We start from the raw sequence: 16,503 nt of genomic DNA, 5'->3' as shown, positions 1-16,503 counted from the left end.
AGATGAAAGTTTGGCCCGTCAAACATAGCCCATTATTACGTCAGCCGGAGCGTTTTATCTCCCGGGAAGCGCTGAAAGAATTGATTCAGACGGTGACGAACAATCTGGTGAACATCAGGGATGAGAGTGGTCAATTTCTGCTACGGCTGGATGATGGCCGCGTGATTGATACCAAAGGGTGGGCCGGTTGGGAGTGGACGCACGGTGTGGGGCTGTATGGGATGTATCAGTACTACCAGCAGACCGGTGATGAGACGATGCGCGATATCATCGACAACTGGTTTACGGATCGTTTTGCGGAAGGCGCGACCACCAAAAACGTCAACACCATGGCGCCGTTTCTGACCCTGGCGTACCGTTATGAAGAGACGCGTAATCCGGCATATCTGCCGTGGCTCGACACATGGGCCGAGTGGGCGATGAATGAGATGCCGCGTACCGATCATGGCGGAATGCAGCACATCACGCTGGCGGAAGAGAATCATCAGCAAATGTGGGATGACACGCTGATGATGACGGTGCTGCCGCTGGCGAAAATTGGCAAGTTGCTCAACCGCCCGGATTATGTGGAAGAGGCGACTTATCAGTTTTTGCTGCACGTGCAGAATCTGATGGATAAAGAGAGCGGTTTGTGGTTCCACGGCTGGAGCTACGATGGACACCATAACTTTGCCAACGCGCGCTGGGCGCGCGGCAACAGCTGGCTCACCATTGTGATCCCGGATTTTCTGGAACTGATTGATTTACCAGAAAAGAGCGCGGTGCGCCGTTATCTGCTCCAGGTGCTCAATGCGCAAATCGCCGCGCTGGCAAACGGTCAGGATGAAAGCGGATTATGGCATACGCTGCTCGACGATCCTCAGTCGTATCTGGAGGCCTCGGCAACGGCGGGTTTTGCTTACGGTATCCTGAAAGCTGTGCGCAAACGCTATGTGGACCCGCAATACGCGGAGGTCGCAGAAAAGGCCATCAGAGGTATTGTTAAACACATTTCGCCGGAAGGTGAACTGCTGCAAACCTCATTTGGTACGGGGATGGGGCACGATCTCGATTTCTACCGCAATATCCCATTGACCTCAATGCCGTACGGCCAGGCGATGGCGATGCTTTGCCTGACCGAGTATCTGCGTAAGTATTTTTGATGGCTATACCCTGAGAGAACCTGCATCAGGTTCTCTCAGGGCAGATTCAACCCGCCTCCGACTGACATCTTCAGTCCGACTGGAAAACTCCCTTTGAAAACGTCCGCCAACAGGCGGCTGCTGCATCGGGCAAAAAACGCAGCGCCTCCTGTTTGTAATGCTTTTTATTATTATTTTTTGATATGTGATCATTCGAGCTTTATTATATTTTTCATTTCCACTAAGTTTTAGCTGTTACAAAAAAACACATATTTATTGTTTTATCGTTTTACTATTTTTGCCAGGATAGATAAATACGGTTAAATTCAATGTGGAGAGGGAAATGAATGTTTTTATCTCAACTAAGTTGAAATATTTTATGGCTGTAATGGCTGAAGGTAGCGTTTCACGTGCCTCGCAAAAGGAAAATATATCCAGAACACCGATGAGCAGAGCCATTGCAGATTTAGAGTTTTATCTTGGTTTCGAGCTTTTTATTCGAAGTAAAGCGGGAATGATACCCAGTGAAGAAGGTACAAAACTCTATAACAGAATCGCTCCTCTGTATGAAGAACTGCTGGAAATAGAAAGAAATGCCAGGGAGGAAATAGACAGGAAAATACACAGGGTAGCATTTTCGGCAGACATTCCAGTCTCTATGGTTAATAGTATTAAAAATATTTTTATAAATAATGATATTGATGTGAGTGTTGGCTTTATTGATCTTGATAATATTGAGAATTTTACATCATTTAAAAATTTTTATGATATATTATTCTCCATTACCGATCTTGAAATAGATAACGCATACAGTCAGGATTATGATTTTGATATTTTTTTAGTATCAAAGCCTGATGATTCCAACAGTTTCGAAAGCATTACCGTGATTTATCATAATTTCCAGTATAATAAATATATTAATGAGAAACTGAATTGTCAATTTCCAGAAAAAGAACATGTGAAAATAGATTATAAAAATATAATAAATATTATTGATGAGGTAAATCAAGGGCATGGTGCCTTGATCGCAACCCGTTCTTTTCTGGATGTCCTGAAAATAAATGATAATATTAAAATAAGCTATTTTATGACACATAAAATGACTATGTATCTGTTAAGAAAAAGGACCGCAGGAAAAAACATCAGTCAATTAATTTGTGGCCTCATCACGAATTGCGTAATGTAAATATATACGTTATAAATTTATTTATCGATGGAGATGATCATCCATATATCTTACCCATTTATTTCTTACCGGTTTCCCCCTCTGGCAGGTGCTATGTTCCTCATATTTGAGGGCCGACTTACGGCAGCCCTCAGCATGTTATATTACCGATGACACTAAACCCGATTATAAATCATTCGTGATAATCTGTCCCTTGACCGATCCGGATGGTGTTTATTTTTTAACGCATTGACTTTATTCTGTGGAAGCTCATTGTTCAACATTCGCACCCGAAAAATATTTTTGTTTAAACCTTTGTGAAGAAATGTCAATACGGCACGTTCTATAACACCCACAGATGCATTTTTTCCGCGAGTTCCATAGGTAATGACTGTCCTGTCAAATCCTGCACTTAGTTCATCCCCCAGCGTCGGGATATCCTGGGTAAATCCTCCAGCTTCACATGTGACAATATCGAGTTGTCCTCTATTCTCAGCAAGATCTATAGCCAGTGTTTCCAGTATATCCAAAATATCATCAATACCAGTAGCCCCTTTTTTTTCCTTAAAAACTGGATGTTCAAAAAGTTGAGCAGACTTTCCATCAGCAGTTAAAGTCCCATGAAGATCGAGTAAGGACGAACCCTCTCCATTAAAATCATTCGCCAATTTAGTAAACCGTGTAAGTTCGATATCAGGATCGAGTCCCGGAATATTTTCGAAGCAAAAAAGTTTCTGACGGAGTCTGAAGTTTTCTGGATCACTAATTGTGGAGGCGGGTCTGACAACCTTTTTGATGAGTCCGGATGTCTTTTGAAACAAATGCCCCAGTGTTGCTCCGACAACGAAACCACCAACTTGTCCCAGTACCGACCATCCCAGAGACTGAGCCACTTTCGTGTGACCTTGTGCTTTCGCCACGCCGGCAGCAATACCCGTTGTCGCCAGGCTGGCTAAGGCCAGTCCGGTTTCTATCTTCAGAGACGTACTCACCACCGTTCCGGCTGTTGTTTCCAGCATCCAGGAAAGACGTACCGCCACGCGGGTAATGATACGCAGCATCAGCGTGATCAGGCCATGTCCGCTCGGGTCAGTATTATTAATCGGGTCCCCCTCGCAATAGGCATACGGGTTGATACCGCCAACCCCAAATGGACTCTCACTGTCCGGACAGGTGAAGCGATGCAGGGCAGGGCTATAAGCCCGGTAGCCGTTCCCCAGATGGGAAACCCCGGTGAGTGGGTCAGCACGCACCCCGTTGAACCCGGGTAATGCTGTTGCGTCGCCGTCCCGTTGAGCCGTTTCACCAAATGGGCTCCAGCTAAATCGGGTACTGACGCCTCCAGAGAGGGAAAGCAACGGGCTACCCAGGGAATAATTCCCGGTTAATTGCAATGTCATAATATATTCCTCGTCTTTGAGGGCCGACTTACGGCAGCCCTGGATTACAGAACATTATAATGGTTCTGTGCTAATGGCTGATGTTCCTGACACGCCTGGAATATTGCGGGTGATCTGATTTTTGTTGGTATTAATTTCGCTCATTAATCGTTCACCATTGTAATACAATTCACAAATATCCTGATTACCCAGAGACTGCATCACCAGCTGGTTAAACGCATCGTAAGCATATTCACTACCTCCGTCAGTTCCCGTGACGCTGGTCAGTCGTCCAGCTTCGTCGTAAGTTAGTGTTCGTCCCGCTTCATCTGTAGTCATGTAACCCGCATCGTTGTAATGCAGTTCAACATAATCAGGATAGAGACCGGAAAGTGAATGGCTGACTGATGTTAGCTGGCAGGGGTCTTTCTCATTTTCATAATTAAATATGGCGGTATCAACACTTCCATCACTAAGTGTGGTCAGGCATGACAAAATATTACTGTAACTGTCCAGTTCAAAATGTTGTTCAGTAAAAGAATTACCGTAAGCATCTACCGGTAGTTCGCTGCCGATGCAGGTATATTTAGTCAAACGACTTCTTTCATCGTAAAGGAAGCTCTCATTGCGCAGAATAATATCGTCCTTTTCAGTTTCCCCTTTTAACGTGATCGTGCGGGTCTCAAGCTGATTATTAAGATAAAAGGTTTGCCCAATATAAAGAGTGCTTCCTGAAGATGGCTTAATTTCTCGTCCTTGCTCGCGGCTGAAATCATCCCAGTAAAGGGTCGTAAGCAGTGAATCAGAATTATTTTTAGCCTCCACCTTCTGCGTGGATAAACGCCCTGCAGGATCTGGCGTCAACGTTATCGTAACCTGAGGATCCTCATAAACGTGCAGACGACCAAAGTCGTCATAGTGCAACGATGACTCCCTGAGACCAACATCCCGATAGCTGAGAGGTTGCCCCATCAATGTCCATTTGGTGGAGGTTGAACGAACGACGCCAGCAGTATTGGTAAACGTGGGTTCATATGCTTGTCCCGAAGGATACCAGCTGAATGTGTTGCTTCGACTACCTGATTCTTTCATTGCCTGCAAACGGCCAGTTTTCTTTTCATAGGCGTAGCTCTGAGAAATCGTTGCGCCATTGACCGTATGAAGTGAATTATTGAGTTCACTGATATAGGAAAAACTAAGTGTCTGCCCCAGGGCGTTGGTCGCGGTGTCCGGAACCGTCTTTTCACCACTATAGGTTGCAGAATTCTGACGACCGCCGCTGGCTGTATTCCATATCCGTCCCAGCCCATCAAATGTCCGCGATCCCATAACTCTGTTATTAAGTTTAATTTGATTTGCAAGTGCGGCGTAAGAAAAAGGTTCGTAAGTCCATCCCAGAACATCACCATTTGGTAATGTCTTCGTCGCTATTCGACCAAAAGGATCGTAGGTGTAAGTTGTTACTCGTTGTAGCGGATCCGTTTCTTTTCGTAGCTGACCCAGTCCGTCATATTCGTAAATAGATTGTGCATAAACTTTTCCACTGCTATCCAGAGTACTTTGTCTCCATAAGGTGTCGAAAACATTATATTCTGAAAGGGCAGAACCCAGGAGCAGGCTTTGGTCAGCAACCTGAAGTTGTGAACGAGTGGATCTTAATACCGGGTTGTTAGCGCTGAACTGATTTTGCCCGGTAGAGAGTATAGTAAGTGACTGTTGCCCCCAGTGATCGAATTGAGCCTGAGCCGTCACACTATAGTTTGCATTAATATTGTCTATACTGGGATCGGTATAGTCCTGACTGGTCGAATCGTGTTGACGTCCAAAACTATCCCAGTTTGTGGTACTGATAATGCTCCAGGTATCAGGTGCATTAAAATCAGGTGCATTTCGCTGATGTTTAATCAGCCGTCCCATACTGTCATGATCAATACGGGAAGCATTTCCGAGATCGTCACTCTTGATGGTATAAATCGCAGAGATACTGTTATTCAGGGTTTCAAGATAATATGAAGAGGTATTGATTGATTCATATTCAGTCCCCTTATTGCGAACTTCAGAAATCACCCGACCCAACGGGTCATAGGTTATTTCAGTAATATTTTTTGCTGCATCAGTAACAGACCATACGCGTTGTGTTAAACGCGAACTGGTCATTGAATTGGTAACAGTATTGCCGTCATGTGTAGTGATAATTTGACTCTGGCTGAGCATATCTCCCGTTATCTGCCAACTGAAATGGATAGCCTGGCTGTAGTATGTGTTGCCACTGTTATCATTAATGTCGTAAGTATTTAGCTGCTGCTGAAGCGGACGTCCATAATCTGATGATGATGAATCGGCATAATACGACATGATTTTGCTCAATAAACGCCCAGATGGAGAGGGGGCTGCAGAACTGGTGTGCGTTTCTTGCACAGGAAAAATAGCGTAGCTTAGCGGTATAGCACTACTGAGAACGTCAAACTTCTGATAGCGATACAGGGTGGTGATAACTGGGACATCATCATAACCACTCACTACCGGGGAGGTGATGGTTTCGCTTTTTAACCAGCGAGGAAAGCCCACGGGATCAGCCGGACAACCCGCGGACATATCGGCACTATCACTTTCTCCATTGACGCTATAGTAAACTGAATCGGTGATAGTGCTGTTAACCGTAGCCGCGCCGTCGGCATCGCATAAGTCAATTTTTTTAGTCAGGTTACCGTCTTCATCGTACGTGGAACCCGTATATTTACTATAAGAGCCCTCATCGTTTGACCACGTTTCTTTCTGTAATTTACGGAACTGAAACTGCGGTGGTTGCTGATCAAAACTGTTTCCGGGCAAAGCGTAGTAAGTCAGATCCACTTGATAGGTCGTTTCTGCCTGCGTCGTAACCCTGGAGAGCAACAGATGATAGCTATTGTAAATGTAGGTGGTGACGATGTCCGCCTCGTCAGGATCTCCGGATACAAGTGTTTCTACTGTCTGGTATTGATAATTCTCATCCAGGACATTATACAAATTATCGCTGTCGGGAGACCAGGCGGCTCCCATCTGTCCACCCCATCCAAGATAGTTCTTGAATGGGCCTTCGACCGGGGCGAAGGTGGTAATTTGCGGTGGCTGATTGAATCCAGGTGTAACGGTAAGCTGTGTAACTGCCGGTAAGGGAGCCTGCCCGGACCCATCAGGGAACATCATAATACAGTTGGTTAATCCCCCGTTGTAAACAGCTTCTTTTGTTAAACCCGTTGGGGTTTGAATTTTGGTCAGCGTTAATAAACCACTGACGCCTACATCGGTATATGTGTAATTCCAGCCCGTGTTATATGAGAGCGCAGAATGAGCCACATGAGTCAGATATCCGTTACTGGTAGAGAATGTTAATGTATAGCTCTCATCGTGTTCCTGACTTTCGGGTAAAAATTTAATTATCAGCCCTTTGTTATTCTTGTCATATTCAGAATAATAAAGCGTATCACTATTATCATCCGTAACACTTTGCAGATAAATACGTCCGTAATCATCATAGTTCCATTCCAGATAAAGTCCCCGACCAAGAGGGGAGTAAATGCTGACAGGTAGACATACACCACTACTCACGTCCTGCAGATTGGTTGTGTTACCATCATGGTCAATAATGCGATAATTATTTTTGTCCAGTTTTTCTGCGATGAATGATTTTATCTTGCACTGCTTTATTTCAAAATAATCATCATCTGAATCAACATTCTCACTGGTTATGTATTGTTCACCAGTGTTAATATTGAGTGTGAAACTATTTTTGTCGTATGTTGTTAGTCCAGGCGAAACGCCAATGCCAAGTAAATAATAATCCTTCGACGTGGTTGGCGAGTAACTCATTGTTAACTCTAATTCAGGACCCATTCCGTTATTACCAGTGACTATTCCAAGGTGATGCTGAAATCCAAATAAACGAGTTCGTGGATCAACATCTTCAGACGCGGAACTGATAAAATTTGGGGTGTGAGTGTAATAGTTTTTTGACATGATAAGCCTCTGAAGCATCCATTGTAGAACGGTCGCTTCAGATACCTGAAGCGACTTTTATTTTACATGCATAGTGGAGATTAGTTTACTTCCTGAATGAAAGCTGACGCGTCTGAATTTATACCAACAGTAACTTTAATGTTATTTCCATAGTTATCAATCAGCGGAACGGTATATTGGCTATCGCCAAATGTTGCTCTGGTATCACCCGTATGCTGGAAATCTGTGGCTGTGTGTACTAGCGTGAAATTATAATCTGGGGCAGGAATATCTTCCGTGACTGTTACATATCCTGCATATTTACAATATCCATCTTTATTAATGATTATGATCGATGCTATAGTAGTTCCATTATTTATTCCTTTATTTGTGAGCATAATGTTATTTATATCCCCCCGGTATTTGTTTTCATACGTCCAGAAAATTAATTCTAAAAAATCATTGAATTCTACACTTTCTTTTTTATTTGTATGATAGCTTGGGAGAAACCAGGAGTTGCTACATTCTGAAGTGCTTAATACTTTAAAACCACTAATTTCAAAAAAATCATTAAAATGAAATGAGAATCCATCAATAAATGCCGGATCAATGGTGATATGATATAAATCTGCGGTGAGATTATTGAAGTCTGGATTACCATATTTAGTGAACATGGACGGAATATTTTTTGCCTCCTGCCATTTTAGATAATGGTATGAAAGTGTTGATACTGCACCATCCACAGGCTTTAAATAGACTTTTTCAGGCACAAAATTAAGATCGTACTCTGCCTGAACTGAACTGGCCCCAGAACCGGAGTTAAAAGTAAATGTTGAACCATCAGATTTTGTTGCGACTAATTTAATGGCTAACCTGTAACGCTCACCCACCATAATATTGGCTACAGGTACTATTTGATAGCTGATTTCATATTGATATGCAGTATTGGGGGTAGCTTTCCTGGAAACACTCTCCGCATCCTGATAGTAATACATATTATACGTGGAATCAAAATCCTCGCTATTTTCTGTGTAGAATGAGAGGTCTGCGATCTCGGATTCATCAACATAGTTTATAAAGGTTAGCGCATCCTCTATCTCCTGTTCTGTTGGCCCGGATAAACTGGTGTTCTTGAGTTGAAATGAGAGCAGAACCGTCACGGGTAATCGATGATTTTCATTCAAAAAAAGTGTTCCATAGTTTGTCGTGTTATTATTACTTAAAATGGCAACCGCAGATACACTGGCGACATTATCCCAGTTATTGGTTACTTCATCTTTATAAATTAACATATTCACCCCGTTTATTATTAAAGAATGTGAAAATTATTATTTCAGTGATGCTTAAAAATATCCATGCACTGTACGTTAATAGATATATCACTATCTGGGATGTTGTATATGTGCATTATTGATACGTAGAGACTCAACAATGGGCACTAAATTTTTCCGTTCTGAGTGAAGCAAATAATGCCCGTTGAACAATTGCTCTTGTACGAAGGCGTAGTGATCCAGGCCTAAAATCTATGCGGATAGACGAACCGACTAAGGATTATGTTTTATATATTGGGTGAGCGGTTCGGCGCTGAGACTGCCACTGACATGCGGCGACTCAGCTGATTGATAATTACCGCAGAGTCTGGCTGGCAGGCTCAACCTGAGATTTTATGCTGTTCTCTCACTGAGTGGCAAACAGATGATCGAGGATTTGTCGCATGACCGGCGCGGCGGTGACACCGCCGCTGCCGCCATTTTCCAGAATCAGCGCCACGGCTACCTGCGGATTTTTGTAGGGGGCAAAGGCGGTGTAGAAAACATGATCCCGCAGGCGAATGGGGATCATCTTCGCGTTATAGGTCTGGTTCTCTTTCAGACTGAATACCTGCGATGTGCCACTCTTGGCGGCGATCCCATACGGGGCGGTATGAAAGAATTTATAGCCGGTACCGTTTGCTGCGTTGGCCATCCCGAACATGGCCTGGCGTACCAGCCCCCAGTATGGTGAAGAAGGATTAGCAATTTGCGCCGGGGCGACGGGGGGGTGATAGGGGATAATTATTTTCCCCGACTCCACATCCTTCAGCAGGTGAGGAGAGATCACTTTTCCATTATTAATTAACGCCACCATCGCTTTCGCCATCTGGATTGGCGTGGCAATCCAGTATCCCTGACCGATGCCGACGGAAATGGTGTCGCCCTGATACCACATCTTTTTGTGTACCCGCTGTTTCCAGTCACGGCTGGGCAACAGGCCGTTGTATTCTTCATTAAGGTCGATACCGCTAGGTTTCCCGTATCCAAACTGGCTGAGCATCGTGTTAATACGGTCGATCCCCATCATATACGCGACCTGGTAGAAAAAGGTATCGGCTGATTCTTCAATGGCTTTGGTCACATCCAGCATCCCGTGGCCGGTTTTTTTCCAGTCACGGTAATGGCGCCTGGTTCCCGGTAGCGTCCAGGTGGGCGCACCGAAGAAGGTGGTTTTGGGCGTGATGACGCCGTTGAGCAGAGCCGACATTGCCATGTACGGTTTAACGGTTGAAGCGGGAGGATACAGTCCCTGAGTCACCCGGTTAATTAACGGCAGGTCTTTATCCTGCAACAGCGTGTTGTAGTCCTGATAGCTGATGCCTTTGACAAACGGGTTGGGATCGTAGCTGGGATTGGACACCATCGCCAGCACAGCGCCGTCGTGGGGATCTTCCACCAGCACCGCTGCGCGCTGTCCCACCAACAGGCTTTCAATATATTCCTGCAGGTGCAGATCCAGCGTCAGATGAATATCTTTCCCGGCGACAGGAGGAACATCCTTGAGCAGACGGATGATACGTCCGTGGTTATCCACTTCCACTTCCTGATAACCGGTCTTCCCGTGCAGCTCATTTTCATAATAACGTTCAATCCCCTGCTTACCGATATTGTGGTCAGCGGCATAGTTTTCGGCAATTCCTTTTTTATCCAGCACCTTCAGGTCGCTGTCGTTGATCTTTGAGACATAGCCGAGGACGTGCGCCAGTTCAGCGCCATAGGGATACTGGCGGTCTTCATAACTGCTGATGGTGACGCCGCTAAAGCGGAACTGGTTGACAGAAAAACGGGCAATCTCGACATCGGTCAACGCGTTTTTTAGCACGACCGGACGATAGCGGCTGCCAGCCTTCAGGGCATGGCGAAACCGATCGATATCATCTGCACTCAGGTCAACGACAGGGGCAAGCTGCCGCAGCAGGGCGTTCATATCGTGGATTTTATACGGCATCACAGAGATATCGTACCAGGTGACGTTACGCACCAGCGGGATACCGTTGCGATCGTAGATTATGCCGCGGGTCGGTGCCACCGGCAGCATCTTGATGTCATTTTGATTCGAGCGGGTTGCGTAATACTGATACTGACGGATTTGTAAATTGTAGAGATTGTAAATCAGGATGCCAAAGCAGATGACCACCAGGCCAAAGGCCACCACTACGCGTCTGTGGAAGAGCTTTTCTTCCGCCTCGAAATCTCTGAATGTCATTGGCCCGTACCCGATTAATTTGCCGCATTATGATACGGAGACGGCAACGATATGACAGGCAAAAGATGTTCCATCTCTCTACGGAAATGTGTCATTCCTTGTGAGTTGTTACAGAGGATGGTTTACGCCAATAAAAAAGGCCTGAGACCGTATTCCGGCTCAGGCCCAATCTAAGGGTAAACTTACATGCGTTCTACGGTTTCGATACCCAGCGTATCCAGACCCAGCTTCAGCGTTTTGGCCGTCAGCAGCGCCAGCTTCAGGCGGCTGTTACGCGTTTCTTCGTTTTCTGCACTCAGGATCGGGCAGTGCTCGTAGAAGCCGGAGAACAGACCGGCAACGTCGTACAGGTAAGCACACATCACGTGCGGCGTCCCTTCACGCGCAACAACGGTCAGCGTCTCTTCAAACTGTAACAGACGGGCCGCCAGCTGGACTTCGCGATCTTCGCTAAGGATAACCGGGGCGGCAGCCAGGGCGCTCTCTTCAATATCGGCTTTACGGAACACGGACAGTACGCGGGTATAGGCATACTGCATATAGGGTGCCGTGTTACCTTCAAACGCCAGCATGTTGTCCCAGTCGAAGATGTAGTCAGTGGTACGGTTTTTAGACAGATCCGCATATTTCACTGCGCCGATACCTACGGCATTGGCCAGTTTTTCCAGCTCATCCGCCGGCATATCCGGGTTCTTTTCCGCCACCAGACGACGCGCGCGCTCCAGCGCTTCGTCCAGCAGGTCGGCCAGTTTCACCGTACCGCCCGCACGGGTTTTAAACGGCTTGCCGTCTTTACCCAGCATCATGCCAAACATGTGGTGTTCCAGCGGTACGGAATCCGGGACGTAACCGGCTTTACGTACGATGGTCCAGGCCTGCATCAGGTGCTGGTGCTGGCGGGAATCAATGTAATAAAGCACGCGGTCCGCATTCAGCGTCTCATAGCGGTATTTCGCACAGGCGATGTCAGTGGTGGTATAGAGATAGCCGCCATCTTTTTTCTGAATGATGACGCCCATCGGTTCGCCTTCCTTGTTTTTATATTCATCAAGGAACACCACGGTTGCGCCTTCGCTCTCAACGGCGAGGCCTTTTGCTTTCAGGTCGGCAACAATGCCCGGCAGCATCGGATTGTACAGGCTTTCACCCATCACATCATCGCGGGTTAGCGTGACGTTCAGACGATCGTAAGTGATCTGGTTTTGCGTCATGGTGATGTCGACCAGCTTACGCCACATATCGAGGAAGTACGGGTCGCCGCCCTGCAGTTTCACCACGTAGTTACGCGCCCGCTCGGCGAACGCTTCGTCGGCGTCGTAATGCTTTTTGGCATCACGGTAGAAGCCTTCGAGGTCAGCCAGCGCCATTTCACCGGCGTTTTCCTGCTGTTGTTTTTCCAGCCACGCAATCAGCATACCGAACTGGGTACCCCAGTCGCCGACGTGGTTAGCGCGGATCACGTGGTGACCAAGAAACTCCAGCGTACGCACCGCAGCGTCGCCGATGATGGTCGAGCGCAGGTGGCCGACGTGCATCTCTTTTGCCACGTTAGGGGCAGAGTAGTCGATGACCACGGTCTGTTTCGCCGGTTTTGCCACGCCCAGACGGTCAGAGGCCAGCGCCTGCTCAACGTGCTGGGCCAGAAATGCCGGTTCCAGGAAAATATTGATAAAGCCAGGCCCGGCGATTTCCACTTTACTGGCAATACCGTTGAGATCCAGATGAGTCAGCACCTGCTCTGCAAGTTGTCGGGGGGCCATACCCAGTTTTTTGGCAACTGCCATCATGCCGTTGGCCTGATAGTTGCCGAACTGTACTTTTGCTGACTGGCGAACCTGTGGTTCGCAATCTGCAGGCGCGCCTGCAGCAATCATGGCCTGACTGACTTTTTCTGAGAGAAGAGCCTGAATATTCACCGGAATACCTTACGTTTATGAAGCGGGTCGTCGTTCACCGCACCAGTTTAAGAATTTAGGGCGGGAGTATACTGCAAATGCCCGCGGGCGTCAGCATCGCGGGGCCTGTAGAACGCGCAGAAAATAAGCGGAGAAAGAGTGCATAAACATGCATTCAGCAGATCCTGAAATCTGCGGTTGGTTGCCGGAGGCCAACAGAGTAAATTAGCGGCTTTAAACAGCAATAAGAGTCCACCGTATGGCGAACTGGCAATCCATCGACGAACTGCATGATATTTCCGCAGATTTACCGCGATTCACCCTGGCGTTAAGAGAACTTTCCACCCGTCTCGGTCTGGATTTCGCACAACTTGACGCCGATCACATTTCTTTGCGCTGTCATCAGAATGCGACTGCAGAGCGCTGGCGTCGTGGTTTTGAACAGTGCGCTGAGCTGTTGTCAGAAAACATCATCAACGGCAGGCCGATCTGCCTGTTTAAACTGCATGCGCCGGTTTGTGTTGAGCACTGGTCGTTTTCCGTTGTTGAATTACCGTGGCCGGGGGAGAAGCGCTATCCTCATGAAGGGTGGGAGCATATTGAAATTGTTCTGCCGGGGGAGCCTGACACGTTAAATGCCCGCGCACTGGCGCTGCTTTCCGATGAGGGGCTTAGTCAGCCGGGGATTTTCGTCAAAACCAGTTCGCCGCACGGGGAGCGCGAGCGTTTACCCAATCCGACGCTGGCCGTTACCGACGGTCAGGTCACCATTAAGTTTCATCCCTGGTCAATTGAAGACATTGTGGCCAGCGAACAGCAAAAGGAGTGAAGATGACGTTGCTGGAGATCTGTTGTTACAGCATGGAATGTGCGCTGACGGCGCAGCAAAACGGCGCGGATCGCATTGAACTGTGCGCGGCGCCGAAAGAAGGGGGGTTAACCCCTTCACTGGGCGTGCTACGCTCAGTACGCCAGCATGTTTCGATTCCCGTGCATCCTATTATCCGTCCGCGTGGGGGGGACTTCTGCTACAGCGAGGGTGAGTTTGCCGCCATGCTGGAAGACATCCGCACCGTCCGGGAGCTGGGCTTTCCTGGGCTGGTTACGGGGGTGTTAGACGTTGAGGGGCACGTAGATATGCCCCGTATGGCGCAGGTTATGGCCGCTGCGGGTCCTCTGGCCGTCACTTTCCATCGTGCCTTTGATATGTGTGCTAATCCATTAACTGCACTCAAGAATCTGGCCGATTTGGGGGTCGCCAGGGTGCTGACGTCAGGGCAAAAATCTGACGCTGTGCAAGGTTTAGCAAAAATTATGGAACTTATTGCGCAGGCCGATGCTCCAATCATTATGGCCGGAGCGGGGGTTCGTGCAGGCAACCTGCAGAATTTCCTGGATGCCGGGGTACAGGAAGTACACAGTTCCGCCGGAACCTTCCTCGCTTCGCCGATGCGTTATCGTAACCCTGGGTTGTCGATGTCAGCAGACGTGCAGGCGGATGAATATTCCCGCTACAGAGTCGATGGCGCGGCGGTGGCTGAAATGAAAGGAGCGATCGTACGCCATCAGGCCAACTGATTTTTACCGTTGCATCATGTCGCCCAATATGATGCTTGCTCGTACCAGGCCCCTGCCATTTCAACAGGGGCCTTTTTTTATCTTTCTCCTGCATATTTCGGTCTGCAACTGCAACCTGAACTATTTTGGAGAAACAGTGCTAACCGGTAAAAAAGACTACGGTTTACGTGCAATCAGCACGGCGCGCAGCGGGGCGGGGTAACCTTCAACCGTTTTACTCTGGTCGTTTGGATCGAGAAAATCGGCCAACGATTCGGTGATCATCCACTCAGTACGACGCTGCTCTTCAGTGGTGGTAACGCACACGTCAGCAATCCGCACATCAACAAATCCGCATTTTTCCAGCCAGTTTTTCAACGCCAGCGCGGAAGGGATAAAGTAGACATTGCGCATCTGCGCATAGCGGTCTCCGGGGACCAGCACGGTGTTTTCATCGCCTTCCACTACCAGCGTTTCCAGTACCAGTTCGCCGTCCTTCACCAGCTGATCTTTCAGCTGCCAGAGGTGTTCCAGCGGAGAGCGACGATGGTAAAGCACGCCCATCGAAAAGACGGTATCAAACGCATTTAACGCCGGAAGCTGCTCGATACCCAGCGGCAGCAGATGCGCTCGCTGATCGTTTCCCAGCAGCTTACGCACCGCTTCAAATTGACACAGGAACAGCTGGGTGGGGTCAATACCGACGGCCAGATGCGCCCCTGCGCCGATCATGCGCCACATGTGGTAACCGCTGCCGCAGCCGACATCCAGAATGGTACGACCGGTCAGATCGGACAGATGCGGCAGCACGCGATCCCATTTCCAGTCTGAACGCCATTCCGTATCAATATTGACGCCATAGAGGGAGAATGGACCTTTGCGCCAGGGCATCAGGTTGCGCATCAGGGTATCAATACGCTTAAGCTGGCCTTCGCCGAGCGGCTCATCGCTTTCGGCGGTAACGCTATGCAGTAAGTCCAGGCGATGCGGTGTCAGCTCGGGCAGAAACTCGACGGCATTTGACCACTGCTTAAACAAGCCATGCTGATCGCGCTGCCAGGTGGCGATCTGCGCTGGCAGGGTTTCCAGCCAGTGGGAGAGGTGGTTCTTCGCGATCAGCTGATAAAAGTTACCAAAATCAATCATGCGGCAGCCTCAGCTTTTAGCGCCACAAGAGAACCGAAGTTGAAGCACTGGAACCACAGCTCGCTGTGTTCAAAACCCGCCTGACTCAGACGCGCCTTATGGGTTTCGACAGAGTCGGTCAGCATGACATTTTCCAGCAAACTGCGCTTTTGACTGATTTCCAGTTCACTGTAGCCGTTGGCGCGTTTGAAATCGTGATGCATATTGAACAGCAGCTCGCCAACGTGAGCGTCTTCGAAACTGAATTTTTCAGACAGCACCAGCGCGCCGCCGGGATTCAGCCCCTGGTAAATTTTATCCAGCAACGCCTGGCGCTCAGGTGGCTCAAGGAATTGCAGGGTAAAATTCAGCACCACCATCGAGGCGTTCTCGATAGTAATGTTGCGAATATCGCCTTCAATAACGTCAACCGGGGTCGGCGCTTTATAAGCGTCGATATGGCGGCGACAGCGTTCAATCATCGCCGGAGAGTTGTCGACAGCGATAATCCGGCAATTGTCATGATGAATGTTGCGACGCACCGAGAGCGTCGCCGCGCCCAGAGAACAGCCCAGATCGTAAACCTGCGTATTGGGTTGTACAAAGCGTTCGGCCAGCATGCCAATCATGGAGATAATATTGGAGTAGCCGGGAACGGAGCGCTGGATCATATCCGGGAAGACTTCAGCTACCCGTTCATCGAAGGTCCAGTCGCCCAGACTGGCGATTGGCGCAGAAAAAAGCGTGTCGCGGTGAGACATAAC

11 protein-coding genes are annotated in these 16,503 nt (G+C 48.1%); 4 read left to right on the top strand and 7 right to left on the bottom strand.

What is annotated here, in order from left to right:
• The first annotated feature begins 2 nt into the window (after window positions 1-2).
• Both bglB and C3432_RS01120 read left to right on the top strand, forming a co-directional pair.
• Window positions 3-1,142 (top strand): beta-galactosidase BglB, encoded by a 1,140-nt coding sequence (gene bglB, locus C3432_RS01125; RefSeq protein WP_103774871.1) that lies wholly within the window; start codon window positions 3-5, stop codon window positions 1,140-1,142.
• A 322-nt stretch (window positions 1,143-1,464) separates the two neighbouring features.
• Entirely contained in the window at window positions 1,465-2,307 is an 843-nt protein-coding gene (locus tag C3432_RS01120) for a LysR family transcriptional regulator (RefSeq protein WP_103774870.1), read from the top strand.
• Window positions 2,308-2,462: 155 nt separating this feature from the next.
• Here the strand turns inward: C3432_RS01120 and C3432_RS01115 are convergent, their stop codons facing one another.
• The 5 genes from C3432_RS01115 to argS all read right to left on the bottom strand — a co-directional run bounded on the left by C3432_RS01115 (window position 2,463) and on the right by argS (window position 13,078).
• Window positions 2,463-3,686, bottom strand: coding sequence for an RHS repeat-associated core domain-containing protein (locus C3432_RS01115; protein ID WP_103774869.1), 1,224 nt, complete (start codon window positions 3,684-3,686; stop codon window positions 2,463-2,465).
• A gap of 54 nt (window positions 3,687-3,740) precedes the next feature.
• A complete protein-coding gene (locus tag C3432_RS01110; RefSeq protein WP_181012857.1) occupies window positions 3,741-7,664 on the bottom strand; it encodes an RHS repeat protein in 3,924 nt (1,307 codons plus the stop codon).
• Between the two features lie 80 nt (window positions 7,665-7,744).
• Entirely contained in the window at window positions 7,745-8,935 is a 1,191-nt protein-coding gene (locus C3432_RS01105; RefSeq protein WP_103774867.1) for a hypothetical protein, read from the bottom strand.
• Between the two features lie 385 nt (window positions 8,936-9,320).
• Complete coding sequence (mrdA, locus tag C3432_RS01100; RefSeq protein ID WP_103774866.1) at window positions 9,321-11,162, bottom strand: penicillin-binding protein 2; 1,842 nt, start codon at window positions 11,160-11,162, stop codon at window positions 9,321-9,323.
• 182 nt (window positions 11,163-11,344) lie between these two features.
• Window positions 11,345-13,078 (bottom strand): arginine--tRNA ligase, encoded by a 1,734-nt coding sequence (argS, locus tag C3432_RS01095; protein WP_103774865.1) that lies wholly within the window; start codon window positions 13,076-13,078, stop codon window positions 11,345-11,347.
• Window positions 13,079-13,316: 238 nt separating this feature from the next.
• Here argS and C3432_RS01090 point away from each other — a divergent pair, with 238 nt between their 5' ends.
• Entirely contained in the window at window positions 13,317-13,886 is a 570-nt protein-coding gene (locus tag C3432_RS01090) for a VOC family protein (protein WP_103774864.1), read from the top strand.
• A 2-nt stretch (window positions 13,887-13,888) separates the two neighbouring features.
• A complete protein-coding gene (cutC, locus tag C3432_RS01085) occupies window positions 13,889-14,635 on the top strand; it encodes a copper homeostasis protein CutC (protein WP_103774863.1) in 747 nt (248 codons plus the stop codon).
• A 156-nt stretch (window positions 14,636-14,791) separates the two neighbouring features.
• Here the strand turns inward: cutC and cmoB are convergent, their stop codons facing one another.
• Window positions 14,792-15,760 (bottom strand): tRNA 5-methoxyuridine(34)/uridine 5-oxyacetic acid(34) synthase CmoB, encoded by a 969-nt coding sequence (cmoB, locus tag C3432_RS01075; protein WP_103774861.1) that lies wholly within the window; start codon window positions 15,758-15,760, stop codon window positions 14,792-14,794.
• Window positions 15,757-16,500, bottom strand: coding sequence for a carboxy-S-adenosyl-L-methionine synthase CmoA (gene cmoA, locus C3432_RS01070; protein WP_103774860.1), 744 nt, complete (start codon window positions 16,498-16,500; stop codon window positions 15,757-15,759). Before cmoA ends, cmoB begins: the two co-directional genes overlap by 4 nt.
• Window positions 16,501-16,503 lie beyond the last annotated feature (3 nt).

The sequence above is a fragment of the Citrobacter amalonaticus genome, from assembly GCF_002918555.1.
Classification (GTDB): domain Bacteria; phylum Pseudomonadota; class Gammaproteobacteria; order Enterobacterales; family Enterobacteriaceae; genus Citrobacter_C; species Citrobacter_C amalonaticus_A.
Note: the sequence above shows the minus strand (reverse complement) of the source record. Positions and strands in the feature narration are given on the sequence as shown.

Bases quoted from the DNA above. Each gene is read 5' to 3' on its own strand.
- bglB (WP_103774871.1), top strand. From the start codon at position 3: ATGAAAGTTTGGCCCGTCAAACATAGCCCATTATTACGTCAGCCGGAG.
- C3432_RS01120 (WP_103774870.1), top strand. From the start codon at position 1,465: ATGAATGTTTTTATCTCAACTAAGTTGAAATATTTTATGGCTGTAATG.
- C3432_RS01115 (WP_103774869.1), bottom strand. From the start codon at position 3,686: ATGACATTGCAATTAACCGGGAATTATTCCCTGGGTAGCCCGTTGCTT.
- C3432_RS01110 (WP_181012857.1), bottom strand. From the start codon at position 7,664: ATGTCAAAAAACTATTACACTCACACCCCAAATTTTATCAGTTCCGCG.
- C3432_RS01105 (WP_103774867.1), bottom strand. From the start codon at position 8,935: ATGTTAATTTATAAAGATGAAGTAACCAATAACTGGGATAATGTCGCC.
- mrdA (WP_103774866.1), bottom strand. From the start codon at position 11,162: ATGACATTCAGAGATTTCGAGGCGGAAGAAAAGCTCTTCCACAGACGC.
- C3432_RS01090 (WP_103774864.1), top strand. From the start codon at position 13,317: ATGGCGAACTGGCAATCCATCGACGAACTGCATGATATTTCCGCAGAT.
- cutC (WP_103774863.1), top strand. From the start codon at position 13,889: ATGACGTTGCTGGAGATCTGTTGTTACAGCATGGAATGTGCGCTGACG.
- cmoB (WP_103774861.1), bottom strand. From the start codon at position 15,760: ATGATTGATTTTGGTAACTTTTATCAGCTGATCGCGAAGAACCACCTC.
- cmoA (WP_103774860.1), bottom strand. From the start codon at position 16,500: ATGTCTCACCGCGACACGCTTTTTTCTGCGCCAATCGCCAGTCTGGGC.